This window comes from Desulfosporosinus cupriresistens, assembly GCF_001707885.1.
Lineage (GTDB): Bacteria > Bacillota > Desulfitobacteriia > Desulfitobacteriales > Desulfitobacteriaceae > Desulfosporosinus.
In genome coordinates, this window is the sequence record NZ_MASS01000031.1 from 35,304 (window position 1) to 51,469 (window position 16,166).

The window sequence follows — 16,166 nt, forward strand, 5'->3', positions numbered from 1 at the left end:
TTCGAAAGTGGCTTTCTTTATAAAATGACTCGGCACTTGAGCGAACAAAACAGCAAAAGGTTGTTTGAATTCCGAGTTCGAAAGACGTTTAAATTAATGAATTTCGCCAATTCCAGGTGTTTTAAATGTTGCCGAAAGTATATCAATCACATGGCTGTAGATTTGCTGTTCAGTTTTTGGGTATTGAATCACAAAGGCATTCATAGAGACCCTTCCGACAATTCCTTTTGTATAACCAATAGTATCTCTATCTAGCCATGATACAACATACCAGTTACCCTTTTGGATTTTATAAGTTACATTACGAGCATTTAATGCTTCTTGATAAAAATAGTTAACATCCCAATCACAAACATTTGCCCCATAAGCAATAATTGTCGCATGGCCATCAGGAGTTTTGACGCCCATTCCATCTCCATCTTCTGGCGGTTCTTCATGAACACTAAAGGTTGAAGGGTAATCAATAGAAAATCCGAATCGTGGATTAGTATAGTGCTCGTTTGAGGTTGACTTCTCTGTCTTTTGGAGAGGATTAACAGTCTCGGCCATCGTTTGCGGGCTATTAGCATTTGCTTGTGTACTATTGGCGTTTTGTTGCTGACTATTAATGACAGGTTGGGAAACTTTATTTGTAGCATGTACATCAGCATTTGGCCATGAGTTGTTTTGTGATGTACAACCAGAAACCAAAATACTTACCAAGAAAGCAGAAATTAATAGAATCTTCTTAGTCATTTAACCTCCATTACAAAACACTACCGGACTCCACCGCTCCCGGCACCTATTGACTTTCGATGAGGTGTCTGGTTGTAGCCAGTGGGGGATATGAAATCCGCCCAAAACCACTGTATAAGGCTTGCGGCAGTGACCTTTAGGTGTATGGTATGAAAAGCCCGACCACACATTCCATTTTCAGGGGTTCTGGATCCAATTATATATTCTTCACCAAGTCGTACTTGTGCTGATCCGATACAACATTGTCTATTGCCAGATATCTTTTTAACAGTGCATTTAATTCTATAATTAGCCAAAGCTATCCCTCCAAAGACCGTTCATTAAACTAGCTTTAGTCTCCCTGTAGCCCTTCACCCCAACCTGTCCCCCAAGCTTCGAAAGGGACCTTCTTTTGGAGTAACCCCTTGGGGAATGATTAGTCAAGAACAATTTATCCTTTAAAATTACCATATATCAGTGCTCTTATTGGTATGTCGAAATCTATTCATAAGTAATAATCTATCTTTTAATATTTGGATCCTATAACTAAGGTTATGGAAAAGCACCAACATCAGGGGCACCAGTGCTTCTTATTAAGCAAGACACAACATAAATGTTACTACACACTTAATTTCTGATACAATTATTCTTAGTTATTCTAAAGTTCTTCCAATATCTTCCCTTTAAAAAAGGTGACAGCATTTCCTCGTAATAATACCCTATCTTCCAATAGTTCTATATTTACATCTCCGCCACGTTCGGAACATTGGTACGCTCTGAATTTGGTACCACCTAATCTGTCACTCCAAAATGGGGCCAGAACACAGTGTGCCGAGCCTGTTACTGGGTCTTCAGGAACTCCAACTTCTGGGGCAAAAAATCTTGATACAAAATCATACTTACCTGAACCTTTAGCTGTGACTATGACCCCGTGCATCTTACATTTTAACAGTTTGGAAATGTCAATCCGTATACCTCTAACTTCTTCTTCGGTTGCAACTTCAATTATGTAGTTTTCTCTTGATTTACCCTTGAAAGTCGGTATTATTCCTCCTAAACCTTCAATTAGTGAACTTGGTACTTCAATTACCTCTGAATACTCTAGACACGGAAAATCCATTTCTATCAAATCGTTTATAAGATTAATAATAAGCTTACCACTTCGCGTATTGAATATAATAGTTTTCTCTTTTTCCCAAAATCCTTCTGCCCATAAGATATGGGCTGTTGCTAAAGTAGCATGTCCACATAGATCTATCTCAAATGTAGGAGTGAACCACCTAAGCCTAAACTCATCGTTATCTCTTACCACAAAAGCAGTCTCAGATAAGTTCATCTCTCTAGCCATATTAAGCATACTTTTAGAATCAGGAAATTCGTCTAAAACGCATACTCCTGCTGGATTGCCCTTGAATCGTTCAGTAGTAAAAGAGTCTACTTGGTAAATATCAACCATAATTAACCTCCACTATTAACGAAATCGAAATATGTTCATGACATGTAACTGTCGGGGTGATTCAGCCCGGTCATCACAAAGGTGAACAAATATAAAGAGCGGTTTGGATACCAACATCTATTCTTTCTACCGACGGAAAACAAGCTCTCATTTCGTCTTCTCCATGACGTACGAACTCAAAATAATCTCCTCTTTCCGCCCATTCAATTATATCTGTGAAAATCCGGCGGTTCTTATTATAGTCATAAAATAGAACCCGGCCATTGGAAAGCCTGCTGGCCTCTGCATAGAATTGTTGTCGTAAGCCGGAACTAATACCATGAAGAACATAGGAGGCAAGAACCAAGTCGAAACTCTTGTCTGGAAAATCTAGGCCCTGCGTTACATCTCCTTGCAATAACTCTATAGATTTTCCCACTGTTGACTTTTTGGCTGCCCGTAACATTGAAGGAGAAAAATCTACTCCAACAGCCTGATAACCCCTTTCAGATAAACAAAATAAAAAAGCCCCAGTCCCGCAGCCTATATCGAGAACCCTACCAGCTGTAGGAAGTTGGAATAACCGTTCGTTTTGAGCTATGAGGGACCGGTAAGTACGAACTTGTCTGGTAAAAAACCAATTATATACGGGGGCAATGACATTGAATATCATTACATGCCTTTCCATTTCGCGCATATATTTCCCCCTTATCAAGGCAGAATCATAACATTATTCTCCTCTGGTATTCTCTTGAACATCATTAATCTTTTAGCAGTTTAACTTCTTCTTCCGTCATCCCTGCTACTTTCGCTACCGTTGAGACCTCCATCCCTAGGTCTAAAAGATTCTTCGCTACTTCAGCCTTCCCTTCAGCCTTTCCTTTATTCTCTGCGGCCTCTATCCTAGTTAGCTGGTCACGAAGCTCAGCTTCTCTGGCATCGTACAGCATTCTTGCCTTTTCATCCTTACTGATGATCTGCAATAAATCATAAGCTTTTTTAATATCCTTGTTCTTTTCTGCTAACATCTCAATCACTCCTTTTGATTTTGCATCTAGGAATTCCATCCATTCAACAATTCGGTCATTCTCATCTCTTGGAATAGCCATATTTGCTAGCTTTATGATCTCTAGGAAATGAACCTCTAAGATGTCCGTCAACCGGTAGCCGGTTTCGTCCTCTGTCAAATGATAGCTGGAGTACAACTTTTGAAGTGGAGTACATTGAAAATCAACGATGTTGATGGTGATACATTTCTTTAGTTTGGAATAGGTATCACCTGACTTTACTTGACTTGTGTACATCTTAGACCAGTAGAACATGGTTCTTTCGGGCATGAATTCTGTCGGTAATATTTGAATCTCAATATCGATTTGTTTGGTTTTATTATGTGATTTCAGATAGCGCACTAAACTCATGATTTCTGCGACTTCTTCAGCATTCATCCCAGCCGTGGGTTCATCTAAAAGGAGCAGAGCAGGATAGATTGCCAAGGCTCTGGCAATCTCCAGTTTACGCTGCTGCCCATAAGAAAGAACACCGGCAGGCTGATGCGCATAATCCTGCAATCCCACAAGCTCGAGCTGTTCCATACTCTCCTGACGGACACGTTTTTCTTCTGCCTTGACCCGCTTTCCTTTCAAGATGGCCCCCCACAATCCTGCTTTGCCCCGGGTATAAGAGCCTAGAAGGACGTTCTCGAGCACCGACAGACTAGACAATAAGCGTATATTTTGAAAGGTTCTGGCTATCCCGGCCTCAGCCATTTGATAGCCTTTAAATCCATGAACCGTTTGATTTTGAAAGATAATTTCCCCCGCCGTTGGCTGGTACAAACCGGAAATCAGATTAAAAAATGTGGTCTTCCCGGCGCCGTTAGGGCCAATTAAACCCAGGATCTCACCCGAATCAACGTGCATGTCAACCTGGGATACGGCGGTTAAACCTCCGAAGGTTTTAGTGAGTTTTTTGGTTTCCAGCAGCTTCATGCTTTGGCCCCCCCTTCTTCAGCCACTTTTTTGCATACCGATCGCGAATCGCTTTACTCCGCCCGAACAATCCCTGGGGTCGGTAACGCATCAATATAACCAGAAGAAGTCCATAAATGAGCATTCGGTAATCAGCAAGAGGACGTAAAACCTCTGGGGCCAGGGCGAGCAAAATTGCTCCGGTGATTGCTCCGGGAATACTTCCCAAACCACCCAGGACAATCATACTTAAGATCGTAGCCGATTCATTGAACCCAAAAGAATCGGCACTAATAAACGTGGTGTAATGAGCAAATAAACTTCCTGCAACCCCTGCATAAAGTGCCCCTAAGGCAAAGGCCAAAACTTTGAGGCGTGTGGTATTAACCCCTAAAGCATCGGCGACCAATTCATCCTCACGGATGGCAAGCCACGCCCGGCCAACTCTGGAGTTTAGCGCTCGCCAAGCAACAAAGGCCGCTAGAGCAACAAACAGCCAGGTCATAACGGCAAACGAAAAATTGGACATAGGCTCTCCAAATAACTCAGGCTGAGGAATACTGCCCAAACCGAGAGCACCGCCAGTAATCTTTAAATTGTTGGCTAGCGATTGAATGATCAAGCCGAGGCCTAAGGTTACGATGGCCAAGAAGTCTTCCTTCACCCGCAAGCTTGGCAAGCCGAGAACAATCCCCGTACACCAGGTTACGATCGCTGCTGCAGGCAAGGCTAACCAAAAAATCAAATGCCCCTGCAGGCTTAATATGGCTGAAGTGTAAGCCCCGATGGCATAAAAAGCAGCATGACCAAGAGAAACTTGTCCGGCAAAACCCGTAACGATATTGAGTCCCAGCGCCAAAATGACATAGATTCCTACGATGACAACGATCCCCAGGTAATAGGGGTTGAGGATACTATCCAAACTATCTCACCTACACTTTCTCAATCTTCTTGCCAAAGAGCCCGGTAGGTTTAATAAGTAAAACCAAAATCAAAATCACAAAGGCGATGGCATTCGCATCGATAACAGTCTGTACATAACCTGCACCCAGAGATTCTATAACTCCTAAAAACAAACCGCCGATAATCGTTCCCGGAATACTGCCTAAGCCGCCAAGAACAACCACTGAGAAAGCCTTAAGACCCGGCATCGATCCCATCGTGGGATAAATTGCATTAAAATACAAGGCCACGAGAGTTCCCGCCGCAGCGGCCAAAGCTGAACCTAAAAAGAAGGTTAAAGCCACCATACGGTTGATATCGATCCCCATCAGCTTAGCCGCTTTCATATCTTGGGAGGTAGCGACTAATGCTGTCCCAACTTTCGTGCGCTTAATTAAAATTTGTAATAAACATACTAAAACAACGGCTGTGACCAGTATGTATATCTGAAAATTAGTAATGGATAGACCATTGCCCAATCCATAGGTTTTCGAACTTAGGTTTACGTTAGGGAAAGGTCTCGTTTGAGCACCGAAAAACAAGCGAAATAGATTTTCTAAGATAATCGTTATTCCTATTCCGCTGATAAGTATGTTGATCGGGTGGGCATTGCGCAAAGGACGATAGGCTATTCTTTCGATTAATATTCCAACCAACCCCGCCAACACCATTGCCAGCAAAAACGCGAGAGGGTAAGGCAACTTTAGATAGATAATAGAGACCATCGAACTGAAGGCTCCAACCATATAAACAGTACCATGAGCAAAATGCAGTAAGTTCAGAATTCCATAAACCATCGTTAACCCTAAGGCAATTAAAATGTAAGCACTGCCCAGGGTAAGTCCATTCAAAATTTGTTGCCAAAACATTTGCGCCATCCGCCTTTCGGGTTAAAAGGGGAGGTTGCCCTCCCCCTCTCTAAACTTATTTACTTCGTGGAAATCGATTTTACAAAAACAAATTTCCCTTGATCCACTTTGACGAAAATGACCGGTTTGACCGCTTCATGTTGAGCATTGAAAGAGATATTACCTGTTACCCCTTCGAAATCTTTCGTTTGAGATAAACCTTTGGCAATCGATTCCTTATCGGAACCTGTCTTCATTGCTTGGGCAATTAATTCAACGGAATCATACGTTTGGGCTGCTGTCATATCTGGATCTTCTTTGAATTTCTCTTTGTAGGTTTTAACAAAGTTCTTGACAACATCTCGAGGTTCATCGCGATTAAAAGGCGTCGTGAAGGTAACGCCTTCCGTGGATGCTCCGCCGAGTTCTATTAATTTGGGTGAATCAAAGCCATCGGAACCGAGAACCGGAACGTTGACACCTAGTTGCTTTGCTTGTTGACAAATTTGAGCTGCCTCATTATAGTATCCTGCCACATAGATGGCATCAACCCCTGCACCCTTAATAGCGGTAAGAAGTGGGTTGAAGTCTTTATCTCCGGATTTGAAAGCGCGGCTTACCGGAACACTGCCCCCTAATTCTTTGACTTTAGCTGAAAATGCTTGCTGGATACTAACGCCGTAATCGTTGTCTTGATACAGTACCGCGAATCTCTTTAAGCCCAATTCACTCTGAGCATATTCAGCCATGGCATCCCCTTGCACATCAGCCGTATAGATGGCTCTGTAAATATAGTCGCCGCCTTTCGTGATATCCGGGTGAACAGCATAAGATACCACCATCGGAACTTTACTCTTTTGCACAATTGGATTCACCGTTTTTGTTGGTCCGCTATAAGAACCGCTGACTAAAGCCGAGACTTTTTCTTGTTCAATCAGTTTCTGCACAGCATTCAGAGCATCTTTACTTGAAGCCTGATCATCTTCAGCCACCAGCTGCAATTTGACACCTTTAACTCCACCTTGAGCATTGATTTGGTCAACCGCTAGTTCTGCTCCATTTTTGGCATGGACTCCGTCTGTAGCAGCGTCTCCAGAAAGTGGACCGAAGAAGCCGATTTTTACGACTTTATCTCCTCCTGCTGCCGCCCCAGCTGTCGTACCCGAAGAGCCACACCCTGCGACAACAAGCATTGCCGCCAAACAGATGGCCCCAATACCCGTTAAGCGTTTCCCGATGGTTTTTTTCATAAATGTAAAATCCTCCCTCTAAATTTATATTTGGACATTATTATTGTTAATATTTAGATTTTTTACAAACTTCTCCTCTAGATTATTTCTTGTTACATTAGCATTTTGTTAAGACTGTTCAATAATTTCAATTCGAAAAGCTACCTGTTCTAGATCATGAGGTGTTCTCAATAATAAAGCAAAGAGCCTACCCACGTTGGGGAGACTCCTTGCTTTATCCAGCCTTTAAGACCCCTACTTCTATAAGTGGGGGTGGGACCTTCGTAAACTTCAGGTGGGGTAGAGTCCATCCTTCGCCGCGAAGTGTTCCTTTTGGGATCAGCGGCTACGGCGAAACCCTCCACTGGAGGCTTTCGTATCTGAAGCCCCGATTTTCAGCTTTAGCTGAACGAGTTCACTAACGCAAATCCCGTTAACCTTTAGTGTCCAAAGGAACGTGGGGCTGTGCTGCCATCTGCCTTCGGCTTGCAAAGCACTTCGACGATTTCATAATCTTCGGAACCCAGGCCAAAATCAGCCATTGCCTGCACCTGCAGATAGGGATCTTTACCATGGATCTTCAGAAACAGATGCTCTGCTGACGTCAGTTCCTTCTCTCCCGCTTTCGAGTCACGGATAACCTGAGCTTGATTAATCAAATCCAGCGTAGCTTTTTCTATAGCTACGATATCATCTGAAACCAATACCCCAATGTCGGGAATCAAAGGGGCATCGGCCATAGGCATGCAGTCACATTCCGGCTGGACTTCCGTCACAAAGTTAATGTAAAGAACCTTGCCTTTGTTAAAGGTATTCAGGACGGTTGCCGCTGCCTCTGCCAGAACTTTTTGAAAGAGTTCAATGTTAAGAGGCAACACCAAAGCACCTTCAGTACATACTCTAGCACAACGGCCACAGCGGGCACATTTTTGCTGGTCGATCACCAACATTTCGTCCTGATCAAAGGAAATGCTCTCATGAGGACAGGCACCCACGCATTGCAAACAGTGACTGCATTTTTCTGAAGTCCAGTTTAGTTCCGCATTTTGGAGAAAATGCATCCTTCCCCGCTGATGAACCCCATTTCGATCCTTGAAGGCAATTCCGCCCATCCCAAGATTTTTCACGGCTCCTCCGTAACCGCTGGCAATATGACCTTTACAATGGGATAAAACGATCATCGCCGGGGCGTCATGTATAGCGGAAGCAATCCCGATTTCCCCAAGAATCGGACCGCTCGGCATCATCACGGAGTCACTTCCGAAGACCCCATCAGCCATAATTACTGGAGCTCCTGTCGAAAGTTCGTTAATCCCATTAGCGCTTGCTACCCGGAGATACTCAAGGCCAGGAATACGCACGGTATCTGTTACAAACGGGTCTCCTCCAGCATTCTTTAGAGAGTCCACTAATTTCCTAATAAATGCTGGCCGTACAACTCTGTAGGCCCCCTGTGAGCCCAGGTGCATTTTTATCGGTACGTAGTCTCCCTTTGTTATGTAGTTCTTTAGATTTACTCGGTTGAGAATTTCCTCAAACTTGCCGAGAAAGCCGTAATCATAATCAAAAAACTTGGCACGAGCACTGGCAAAATAAACTATTGATTTAGCCATAGTTTCTCCTGGTGAAACCAGGATCTTCACTTCCTTTCAAGGGTAGAAATTAATTATACCTTAATGCTGATTAAGTCAGAATTCATCTTTCTACATTTAACCAATTATACCATTTAAGCTTGGCCTTGCAACTTTCCAAGGGCGCACCTAATCTTCCTATAATCTGACCAACCGATTCCAGTGTCCGAAGAGACTCTTGCCCCCTGAAGCTCACGCACGATGGACTTGTAAACTCTTTACAAAAAACATCGTAACCTTTTCGAGATATTGATCTGGCAAAACACTGTAAGCTCCTACGTGTTTTGCCCCAGGCACGACCCAATACTCATCGTTTGGGTTGTTGACTTTTTCCCAAAGTTCTTTTGAATTTTCCATTGGGATCGTGTCATCAGCATCACCAGCAATAAAAAGAATCGGCCTCTTTCCTAATTTATTAATTTCATGAAGGGGACTCACATTTTCTGGTATGATCCCTGTCAAGACTGGGATTTCGCGGAGAATCAGCGGGGTAAAAGGAACATTAGGTAACTTCGTCCAGGTTGGCATATTGACTTGCAAGTATTCTTTAAGGTCGGCAAACGGGCTATCGAGGACAACCGATTTAATTTCAACCTCATTAGCTGCTACCACCGCCGCCGTAGAAGCTCCCATAGAATAGCCGATAATGCCTACGTTCTGATATCCCAGTCTTTTAACATAATCAATTGCTCCCTGAAGGTCGCGTTGCTCAAAATCCCCGACAGAGACTAACGAACCTTCCGATTCACCTGAGGCACGGAAATCAAACATCAAAACACTAATTCCTTGTTGGACAAGCGCTTGCGTCACAGGGAAGGACGGTTTCTCCTTTGTCCTACTTCCCGCATAACCATGAGCCTGGATCACAACAGCTTTTGCATTTTGAGCAGGGATATACCATCCAGACAATTTTATGTTATCTTCACGACTGGTAAATATGACATCTTGATAGGTTAAGCCAAATTCACTCGGCTTACTAACTACTGGTTCTCGAATAGGATGAGTGAGAAGCCAACCTACAAAGCCTGAAATTCCAATACACCCCAGCACCGCTATACTCACAAACCCAATGAATCCTAAAAACAGTCGCTTTCTCCACGGTTTCTTCGTTTCAATTATTATTGGGCTAGTATTTCCGTCCCGAAGCTCCGCACCTAAATTGTCCATCAAGATACCTTCTTCCACGGTAGAATAATACTCAAATTGGTTCGATTCTAACTTTGGTCTCGTAATATGACGCCCCGTTTCCCACTTTGCTGACAATATCACGGGTCAGAAGATTGGCACTGCTGCCGGACTTAAGCCAACGACCACGGGGAAAAATAATTGTATCCTGCCTTTGCTCGCTGTCCAGCTTGAGGCGAGCCTTTGTTGCTCCCACATTACTGATTACCCGAACAGTCTCTCCATCCGCCAGGTTCAGCTTAGCTGCCTCCTTAGGGTGGATCCGAATCACAGTCAATTCATCCTGATCGGCAGGGGTCATTTCTGAGCACAACCACTCATAAGACGAAACGGACATTAATTGATAGGGATAACTTTCTTTGCCCTCTAGGCAACTCGGCCGATTAAATTCTGTCATAAATTGAAACCTGCCTGAAGGAGTTGCAAATTTTCGATCACTGTAGGGTACCATTGGGGCCTCAGGCAACCTCACCGGACCTGCCCATAGCTCCTCTAATGTGACACCTTGCCTTAGCAAGGGCGCCGCCAACAGGGTAAGCCATTCTTCAATGCTGCGCTTAAAATCCGGTCCGAAGGGAAAATACGCGGCCAGATTCTGAAACAGTTCAAAATCGGACCAACTTTCCCCTTGTGGAGGGATAGCCTGATTAACCGGTCCCACATAGTTGTGTCCATAGCTGGCCACGATGTCCTGCTCTTCCAAAAAAGTGGTGCTCGGCAAGAAGATGTCAGCCTGCTCAGCCGTATCGTCCAGAAAATGCCCGGCTACTACAACAAAAGGCACCTGGGCAAAGGCGGCCGCCACTTTTCCGGAATTGGGGGCCATACATAACGGATTACCAGCTGTAACGAAAATCATTTGGATCGGTGGAGCCTGAGCTTTCAAGATTTCTTCCCCAATGAGCGGCATCAACAGCTTCCTCCGGTTCGGATGGAGACTGTCTCCGACCCAGTCCAGATCGTACGGCGCATACTCCTCGAACCCCTGACTAACTCCGCCACCTTTCACTCCGATCAAGCCGGCGAGCGCCCCTAAAGCATCGATGCTCCGAATCATATGATGCGCGTATTCCCAACGGTGCAATCCCCAGCCAAGTAATATCCCTGTCGGCTTCTGCTCCAGCAGGACATCCGCTAGCAACTCGATCTGCTGCACTGGAACATCACAAGCCTGAGCCAATTCTTGGAGGGTGAACGAATCCAAGATCCGTTGAAAATGACAAAATCCCTGGCTATGGGACTCGATAAACTCACGGTCCTCTCGGCCCAGTGCTAAAATTTGCTTTGCTGCTGCCATTGCCAAGAAAGCGTCTTTGCCGGGTGCAGGCTGAATATGCACATCACATATTCGCTTGCTTTCCGACGCCACAGGATCAATTAAGATGACTGAACCGCCCTGACGTCGGATCCTAGCAATTACTGGCAGAAGATACGGATTGGTGGCTACCGGATTTCGCCCCCAAAGAACTAGTGAATTGCTGTGCTCATAGTCCAAGGGATCATGAGAGATGCGGCAACCGAAGTCTAGGTTTTGCGAAGCTTGACCTGTACCGCCGCACAAAGTTCCGTAAGTACCAGTTACTCCACCCAACAAATTAAAAAACCGTTCGTTCAAAAGACGCAAGGCCGTACGCTGAGCAAAACCCCGGTAATATAGAATAGCTTCCGCGCCGTACTGGTCCTTGACCTCATTCATGCGCCCGGCAATTTCATTCAGCGCACTGTCCCAGGTGATCCTTTGCCAGACTCCGGTTTTACGGTTATGGCGCAGTGGCGTCAAGATCCGTTCTGAACTATAGGCCCGCCGCACAAATTCTTTGGCCTTATGGCAAGCAACGCCTCGACTTAGGGGATGACGCGGATTTCCCCCCAGCAACACAACCTGTCCCTGGTCCACCTGGGCAATCAAACCGCAGGTGTTCGGACAATCTCTGGTACAGGTAGTAACCACTTCTCGTGCCATTCGACTACCATCCCCTGTCTCAGTTTATTTAGGCATCAAGCATCCATTCTTGATAATGAAAGGGCAAATTAATTGAACTACAGTCAAAAATGCTTAAATTGGTAGTATAAGTTTATCATGTTTCCAGCCTCTCCCCAAGTAGATTACTTGGGTGTGACAAAACTGGGTATAGACTCCTTGGTCTGTTTCTGATACATTAAAAACCGTATGAATTAATTTTGAACTATAATGCCGTAGTCTTGCTATGACGAATAATTTTTTCGAAATGATGATTAAACTATTCAGTAGCATGATTATCAGCTAACTATGAAAGGTGGTGGTTTTTATGCATTCACTTTGGCAAGGTAAGGCACCCATTTACGAAGCACTGCAAAAATATAAATCCATCCGGGTAGTACCGTTTGACGTGCCAGGACATAAGCAAGGCAGAGGAAACCCCCAGCTCACAGAATTTTTGGGGGAAAAGTGCCTTTCAGTGGATGTTAATTCCATGAAGCCACTTGATAATCTGGTCCATCCCGTCTCCGTAATCAAGGAGGCCGAGGAGCTAGCTGCGGATGCTTTCGGTGCCCAACATGCGTTTTTCATGGTCAACGGTACTACAGCAGCTGTCCAGGCAATGATTATGAGCGTGTGCAAACAAGGGGACAAAATTATTATGCCACGCAATGTCCACCGGAGTGCCATTAACGCCTTAATTATCAGTGGAACAATTCCAGTTTATGTTAATCCCGGCGTTAATAAACGGTTGGGAATACCTTTAGGCATGTCAGTCAGTGAGGTCAAGAAAGCCATCGAGAAGAATCCGGATGCCAAAGCAATTTTCATTAATAATCCTACGTACTATGGTATTTGTTCCGATTTAAGGTCCATTACCGAGCTTGCCCATCGCCATAATATGTATGTCCTTGTAGACGAGGCACATGGTACTCACTTTTACTTCGGTGAGAATCTGCCCGTTAGTGCAATGGCGGCAGGAGCCGATATGGCGGCGGTCAGTATGCATAAAACAGGCGGATCGCTGACCCAGAGTTCATTTTTGCTCATTAGTAACCGTCTCAGCACAGGTCATGTGCGACAAACAATTAACCTAACCCAGACTACCAGTGGCTCCTATTTACTCTTGTCTTCTCTGGATATTTCCAGACGCAACCTGGCTCTGGACGGCAAAAACATCTTCAAAAAAGTATCTGCTCTTGCTCATTATGCACGTGAAGAAATCAATAAAATTGGCGGATACTACGCTTTTTCCACAGAACTAATTAATGGAGATTCTGTGTTCGATTTTGACCACACCAAGCTTTCTGTCTATACGAGAGAAATCGGATTGGCAGGAATTGAGGTTTATGACATCCTCCGAGATGATTACGGAATTCAGATTGAGTTGGGTGATATAGGCAATATCCTGGCTATCATCTCTGTTGGAGACCGCGAACTGGCCTTGGAACGGCTTGTGTCTTCCCTGTCTGAAATAAAAAGACTTTATATGAAGGATAAAGCGGGCATGCTTGATCATGAGTACATTAATCCTGATGTGGTGATGACGCCTCAGCAAGCCTTCTATTCCAATCAGCATTCCGTCGCCATCACTGAAAGTACCGGCTATGTTTGTGGAGAATTTGTCATGTCTTACCCACCTGGCATTCCTATTTTGGCACCAGGCGAACGGATAACCGAAGAAATTATCGATTATATTACCTATTCAAAGGCCAAAGGATGCTTCCTGACAGGCACAGAGGATATGTCCGTTAAAAACATCAAAATTGTGGAGGAATAAACAATGGAATTATGGTATACAGAACAACATACGGATAATGTTCGTTTTTCTATTAAGGTGGATAAGCCGCTTTATTCGGGTCAGAGCGAATTCCAAAGAATTGATGTGTTTAACTCGAAGGAATTCGGTATTTTCTTTACGCTAGACGGTTTAATGATGGTCACTGAAAAGGACGAGTTTATCTACCATGACATGATTGTTCACGTACCCATGGCCACCAATCCCAAAATCAAAAATGTCTTGGTGATTGGTGCTGGGGACGGCGGAACAGTAAGAGAGCTAACTCGCTACAACTCCATTGAACACATTGACATGGTGGAAATTGATAAAATGGTTGTGGATGTGTGCCGAGAATATTTGCCACAAACCGCCTGCAAGCTCGATGACCCAAGAGTCCAGTTATATTTTGAGGATGGGCTGAAGTTTGTCCGTTCCAAGGAGAACGCCTATGATCTAATCGTTGTCGATTCCACCGACCCCTTCGGACCAGGAGAGGGATTGTTTACACGGGAGTTTTACGGTAATTGCTTTAAAGCATTGAAGGAAGACGGTATCCTCGTCAATCAACACGAAAGTCCCTATTATGCGGAATATGCCAAGTCAATGCAAAGAGCTCACAAACGAATCAGGGAATGCTTCCCGGTTTGCAGGGTTTATCAGGCTCACATTCCTACCTATCCGTCGGGTCACTGGCTGTTTGGTTTCGCTTCAAAAACGTACGATCCATTGACCGACATAGACGAAAAAGCGTGGAACAATCTGGGACTGAAAACCAAGTATTACAACACTGAAATTCATAAAGGGTGCTTTGCCTTGCCCAACTACGTAAATGAGCTTTTAGTGAGCGCAGATGAGTGAGTTGTTCTGCAAAGCTAAACATGACAAGGCCGCCTGAGCACATACAGGCGGCCTTGTATCGTCTCGCTCCTAAAAGCACTGCCCGAACCGAACTAGTCCTTCTAAGTAAATTCTCGTTCGATTGCCAAAAGAGTCAGGAAAAGAAATTTAATAGGCTTTAAACCAAATTCCACCGGTCCCATCATAATTAACTCCATACGAAATCTTTGGTTTCGTATCATCGGGTTTAACTAAGAATACCACCCAACCTTCATTAGATGCCCCTTTATAGAGTCTTGCATCCAATTGAGGATCTGGTTCAACCTCTCCCGTTTGGTTATATACCAAACCATTTTGCGAAACTAAATTAAAATCAGATTCTCCAAACACGTATAAAGATTTTCCGCCACCTATATCTAATAATTTGAAATTAATTTTAGCCAATAAATATTCATATCCCGACTTTGGAAGAGTATTTGATTCGTTGGCATTTTTTACCATTGTTAGTGCTTGAGCTCCCCTGATAACTTGCTCCACGGTAACTTCAGCAGAATAATTAGAGTCAAATCCATTTACCTCCAGTGTTTGGGAAACGTTCAAGTCGACAGGCTTGGCGAGTGATGACGTAGGGATCGGGTGTTGGTTGGGAGTTGAACCTAAAGACATATTCAAATTTTGGTCTTTTATCACATTAAAATCTTCATAGGGAATAGCAAAATTTAAGTTTTGACCATCAGCTAGGCCAGCCGCAGTTATTCCAATGACTTCACCCTGTTCATTAATTAGAGCTCCCCCACTACTGCCCGGAGATATTGGCGCAGAAATTTGAATGAATGTCATGCCATTGATTACTCTGTTAATAGTACTAATTAACCCATCGGAAATTGTATCTTCAAGTCCGAGTGGGTTTCCTAAAGTATAAATTTTATCTCCTATCTGGGCAGAACTTGAGAAATTAAATTTTGCAGGTTGTAAATCATGCGCATTTACTTTTAAAACAACGGCATCATATTTAGGATTATAGCCAGAAATATTTGTCACATCTAATACCCTACCATCCGCTAGGGTTGCCTTCGCACTGGACACTCCATCAATAACATGATAATTCGTAAAAATTTTACCGTCCTTGGTCGCTATTACTCCACTTGCAGCTCCTAAATCATTTCCCTCCCTATCAAATATCTCAATATAAACAATCGAAGGTTTAAGTAATTTAGCTATTTCTCGTCCGCTTAAAATTTTATTTGAACAGGGATAATTATCTTGTGTTAAATCACTTAGTCCTTGGATTAAACGATCTGAGACGACTCCTGTTCCCCCGAATACATAAATATTCTTCGTATTAGGCAAACGTTGTTGATAATAATCCTTTGTATTCGTCGGTGAGACGCTATTTACAAGAAGAATGGGGGCGCTTATTTTTGCCGCATAGGCCGCACCAGTTAAGGCATCAGCAAAACCTTCACCTGTTGCTAGACATAGGCTATCAGAATTGAAATTATCGTCAAATTCCTTGTTTATAACTGTATTCAATTCATATTTGTCTGCCCCGACAATCCGTTCGGGATTAGTAAACTGCTTCGCGACACTATCCTCAATAGTGCTGGAATCACCAATTACATAGGTTTTCTTCACATT

The 16,166-nt window shown here is 43.8% G+C and carries 14 protein-coding genes; 2 read left to right on the forward strand and 12 right to left on the reverse strand.

Features of this window, described 5'->3' with window-relative positions; translation table 11 throughout:
* Positions 1-93 precede the first annotated feature (93 nt).
* The 11 genes from DSBG_RS13035 to DSBG_RS13085 form a co-directional block, all read right to left on the reverse strand.
* Entirely contained in the window at positions 94-735 is a 642-nt protein-coding gene (locus DSBG_RS13035) for a hypothetical protein (RefSeq protein ID WP_068964755.1), read from the reverse strand.
* Between the two features lie 20 nt (positions 736-755).
* The gene (locus tag DSBG_RS13040; protein WP_068964756.1) at positions 756-1,031 is read right to left on the reverse strand and encodes a hypothetical protein; all 276 of its coding nucleotides are present in this window, start codon (positions 1,029-1,031) and stop codon (positions 756-758) included.
* A 341-nt stretch (positions 1,032-1,372) separates the two neighbouring features.
* Positions 1,373-2,170, reverse strand: a complete 798-nt coding sequence (locus DSBG_RS13045; RefSeq protein WP_068964757.1) for a PhzF family phenazine biosynthesis protein — start codon at positions 2,168-2,170, stop codon at positions 1,373-1,375.
* 73 nt (positions 2,171-2,243) lie between these two features.
* Positions 2,244-2,846, reverse strand: a complete 603-nt coding sequence (locus DSBG_RS13050; RefSeq protein ID WP_068964758.1) for a class I SAM-dependent methyltransferase — start codon at positions 2,844-2,846, stop codon at positions 2,244-2,246.
* A gap of 64 nt (positions 2,847-2,910) precedes the next feature.
* A complete protein-coding gene (locus DSBG_RS13055) occupies positions 2,911-4,137 on the reverse strand; it encodes an Rpn family recombination-promoting nuclease/putative transposase (protein WP_068964759.1) in 1,227 nt (408 codons plus the stop codon).
* On the reverse strand, positions 4,106-5,038 hold the full coding sequence (locus tag DSBG_RS13060; protein WP_068964760.1) for a branched-chain amino acid ABC transporter permease: 933 nt from the start codon (positions 5,036-5,038) through the stop codon (positions 4,106-4,108). Before DSBG_RS13060 ends, DSBG_RS13055 begins: the two co-directional genes overlap by 32 nt.
* A gap of 10 nt (positions 5,039-5,048) precedes the next feature.
* Positions 5,049-5,927, reverse strand: a complete 879-nt coding sequence (locus DSBG_RS13065; RefSeq protein WP_068964769.1) for a branched-chain amino acid ABC transporter permease — start codon at positions 5,925-5,927, stop codon at positions 5,049-5,051.
* Between the two features lie 59 nt (positions 5,928-5,986).
* The gene (locus DSBG_RS13070; RefSeq protein ID WP_068964761.1) at positions 5,987-7,156 is read right to left on the reverse strand and encodes an ABC transporter substrate-binding protein; all 1,170 of its coding nucleotides are present in this window, start codon (positions 7,154-7,156) and stop codon (positions 5,987-5,989) included.
* Positions 7,157-7,575: 419 nt separating this feature from the next.
* Positions 7,576-8,748, reverse strand: coding sequence for a DUF362 domain-containing protein (locus DSBG_RS13075; protein ID WP_068964762.1), 1,173 nt, complete (start codon positions 8,746-8,748; stop codon positions 7,576-7,578).
* Positions 8,749-8,958: 210 nt separating this feature from the next.
* Complete coding sequence (locus tag DSBG_RS13080) at positions 8,959-9,933, reverse strand: alpha/beta hydrolase (RefSeq protein ID WP_083236855.1); 975 nt, start codon at positions 9,931-9,933, stop codon at positions 8,959-8,961.
* Positions 9,934-9,964: 31 nt separating this feature from the next.
* A complete protein-coding gene (locus DSBG_RS13085; protein WP_068964763.1) occupies positions 9,965-11,914 on the reverse strand; it encodes a molybdopterin-dependent oxidoreductase in 1,950 nt (649 codons plus the stop codon).
* 325 nt (positions 11,915-12,239) lie between these two features.
* Here DSBG_RS13085 and DSBG_RS13090 point away from each other — a divergent pair, with 325 nt between their 5' ends.
* Both DSBG_RS13090 and speE read left to right on the forward strand, forming a co-directional pair.
* The gene (locus DSBG_RS13090; RefSeq protein ID WP_068964764.1) at positions 12,240-13,691 is read left to right on the forward strand and encodes an aminotransferase class I/II-fold pyridoxal phosphate-dependent enzyme; all 1,452 of its coding nucleotides are present in this window, start codon (positions 12,240-12,242) and stop codon (positions 13,689-13,691) included.
* Positions 13,692-13,694: 3 nt separating this feature from the next.
* Entirely contained in the window at positions 13,695-14,549 is an 855-nt protein-coding gene (speE, locus tag DSBG_RS13095) for a polyamine aminopropyltransferase (RefSeq protein ID WP_068964765.1), read from the forward strand.
* A gap of 147 nt (positions 14,550-14,696) precedes the next feature.
* Here the strand turns inward: speE and DSBG_RS13100 are convergent.
* Positions 14,697-16,166, reverse strand: a 1,470-nt coding sequence (locus DSBG_RS13100; protein WP_141694311.1) for a trypsin-like peptidase domain-containing protein, incomplete at its 5' end; no start/stop codon positions are given.

Coding starts and splice junctions, on each gene's coding strand:
- DSBG_RS13090 (WP_068964764.1), top strand. CDS start 12,240: ATGCATTCACTTTGGCAAGGTAAGGCACCCATTTACGAAGCACTGCAA.
- DSBG_RS13045 (WP_068964757.1), bottom strand. CDS start 2,170: ATGGTTGATATTTACCAAGTAGACTCTTTTACTACTGAACGATTCAAG.
- DSBG_RS13085 (WP_068964763.1), bottom strand. CDS start 11,914: ATGGCACGAGAAGTGGTTACTACCTGTACCAGAGATTGTCCGAACACC.
- DSBG_RS13065 (WP_068964769.1), bottom strand. CDS start 5,927: ATGTTTTGGCAACAAATTTTGAATGGACTTACCCTGGGCAGTGCTTAC.
- DSBG_RS13050 (WP_068964758.1), bottom strand. CDS start 2,846: ATGCGCGAAATGGAAAGGCATGTAATGATATTCAATGTCATTGCCCCC.
- DSBG_RS13055 (WP_068964759.1), bottom strand. CDS start 4,137: ATGAAGCTGCTGGAAACCAAAAAACTCACTAAAACCTTCGGAGGTTTA.
- DSBG_RS13070 (WP_068964761.1), bottom strand. CDS start 7,156: ATGAAAAAAACCATCGGGAAACGCTTAACGGGTATTGGGGCCATCTGT.
- speE (WP_068964765.1), top strand. CDS start 13,695: ATGGAATTATGGTATACAGAACAACATACGGATAATGTTCGTTTTTCT.
- DSBG_RS13080 (WP_083236855.1), bottom strand. CDS start 9,933: ATGGACAATTTAGGTGCGGAGCTTCGGGACGGAAATACTAGCCCAATA.
- DSBG_RS13035 (WP_068964755.1), bottom strand. CDS start 735: ATGACTAAGAAGATTCTATTAATTTCTGCTTTCTTGGTAAGTATTTTG.
- DSBG_RS13075 (WP_068964762.1), bottom strand. CDS start 8,748: ATGGCTAAATCAATAGTTTATTTTGCCAGTGCTCGTGCCAAGTTTTTT.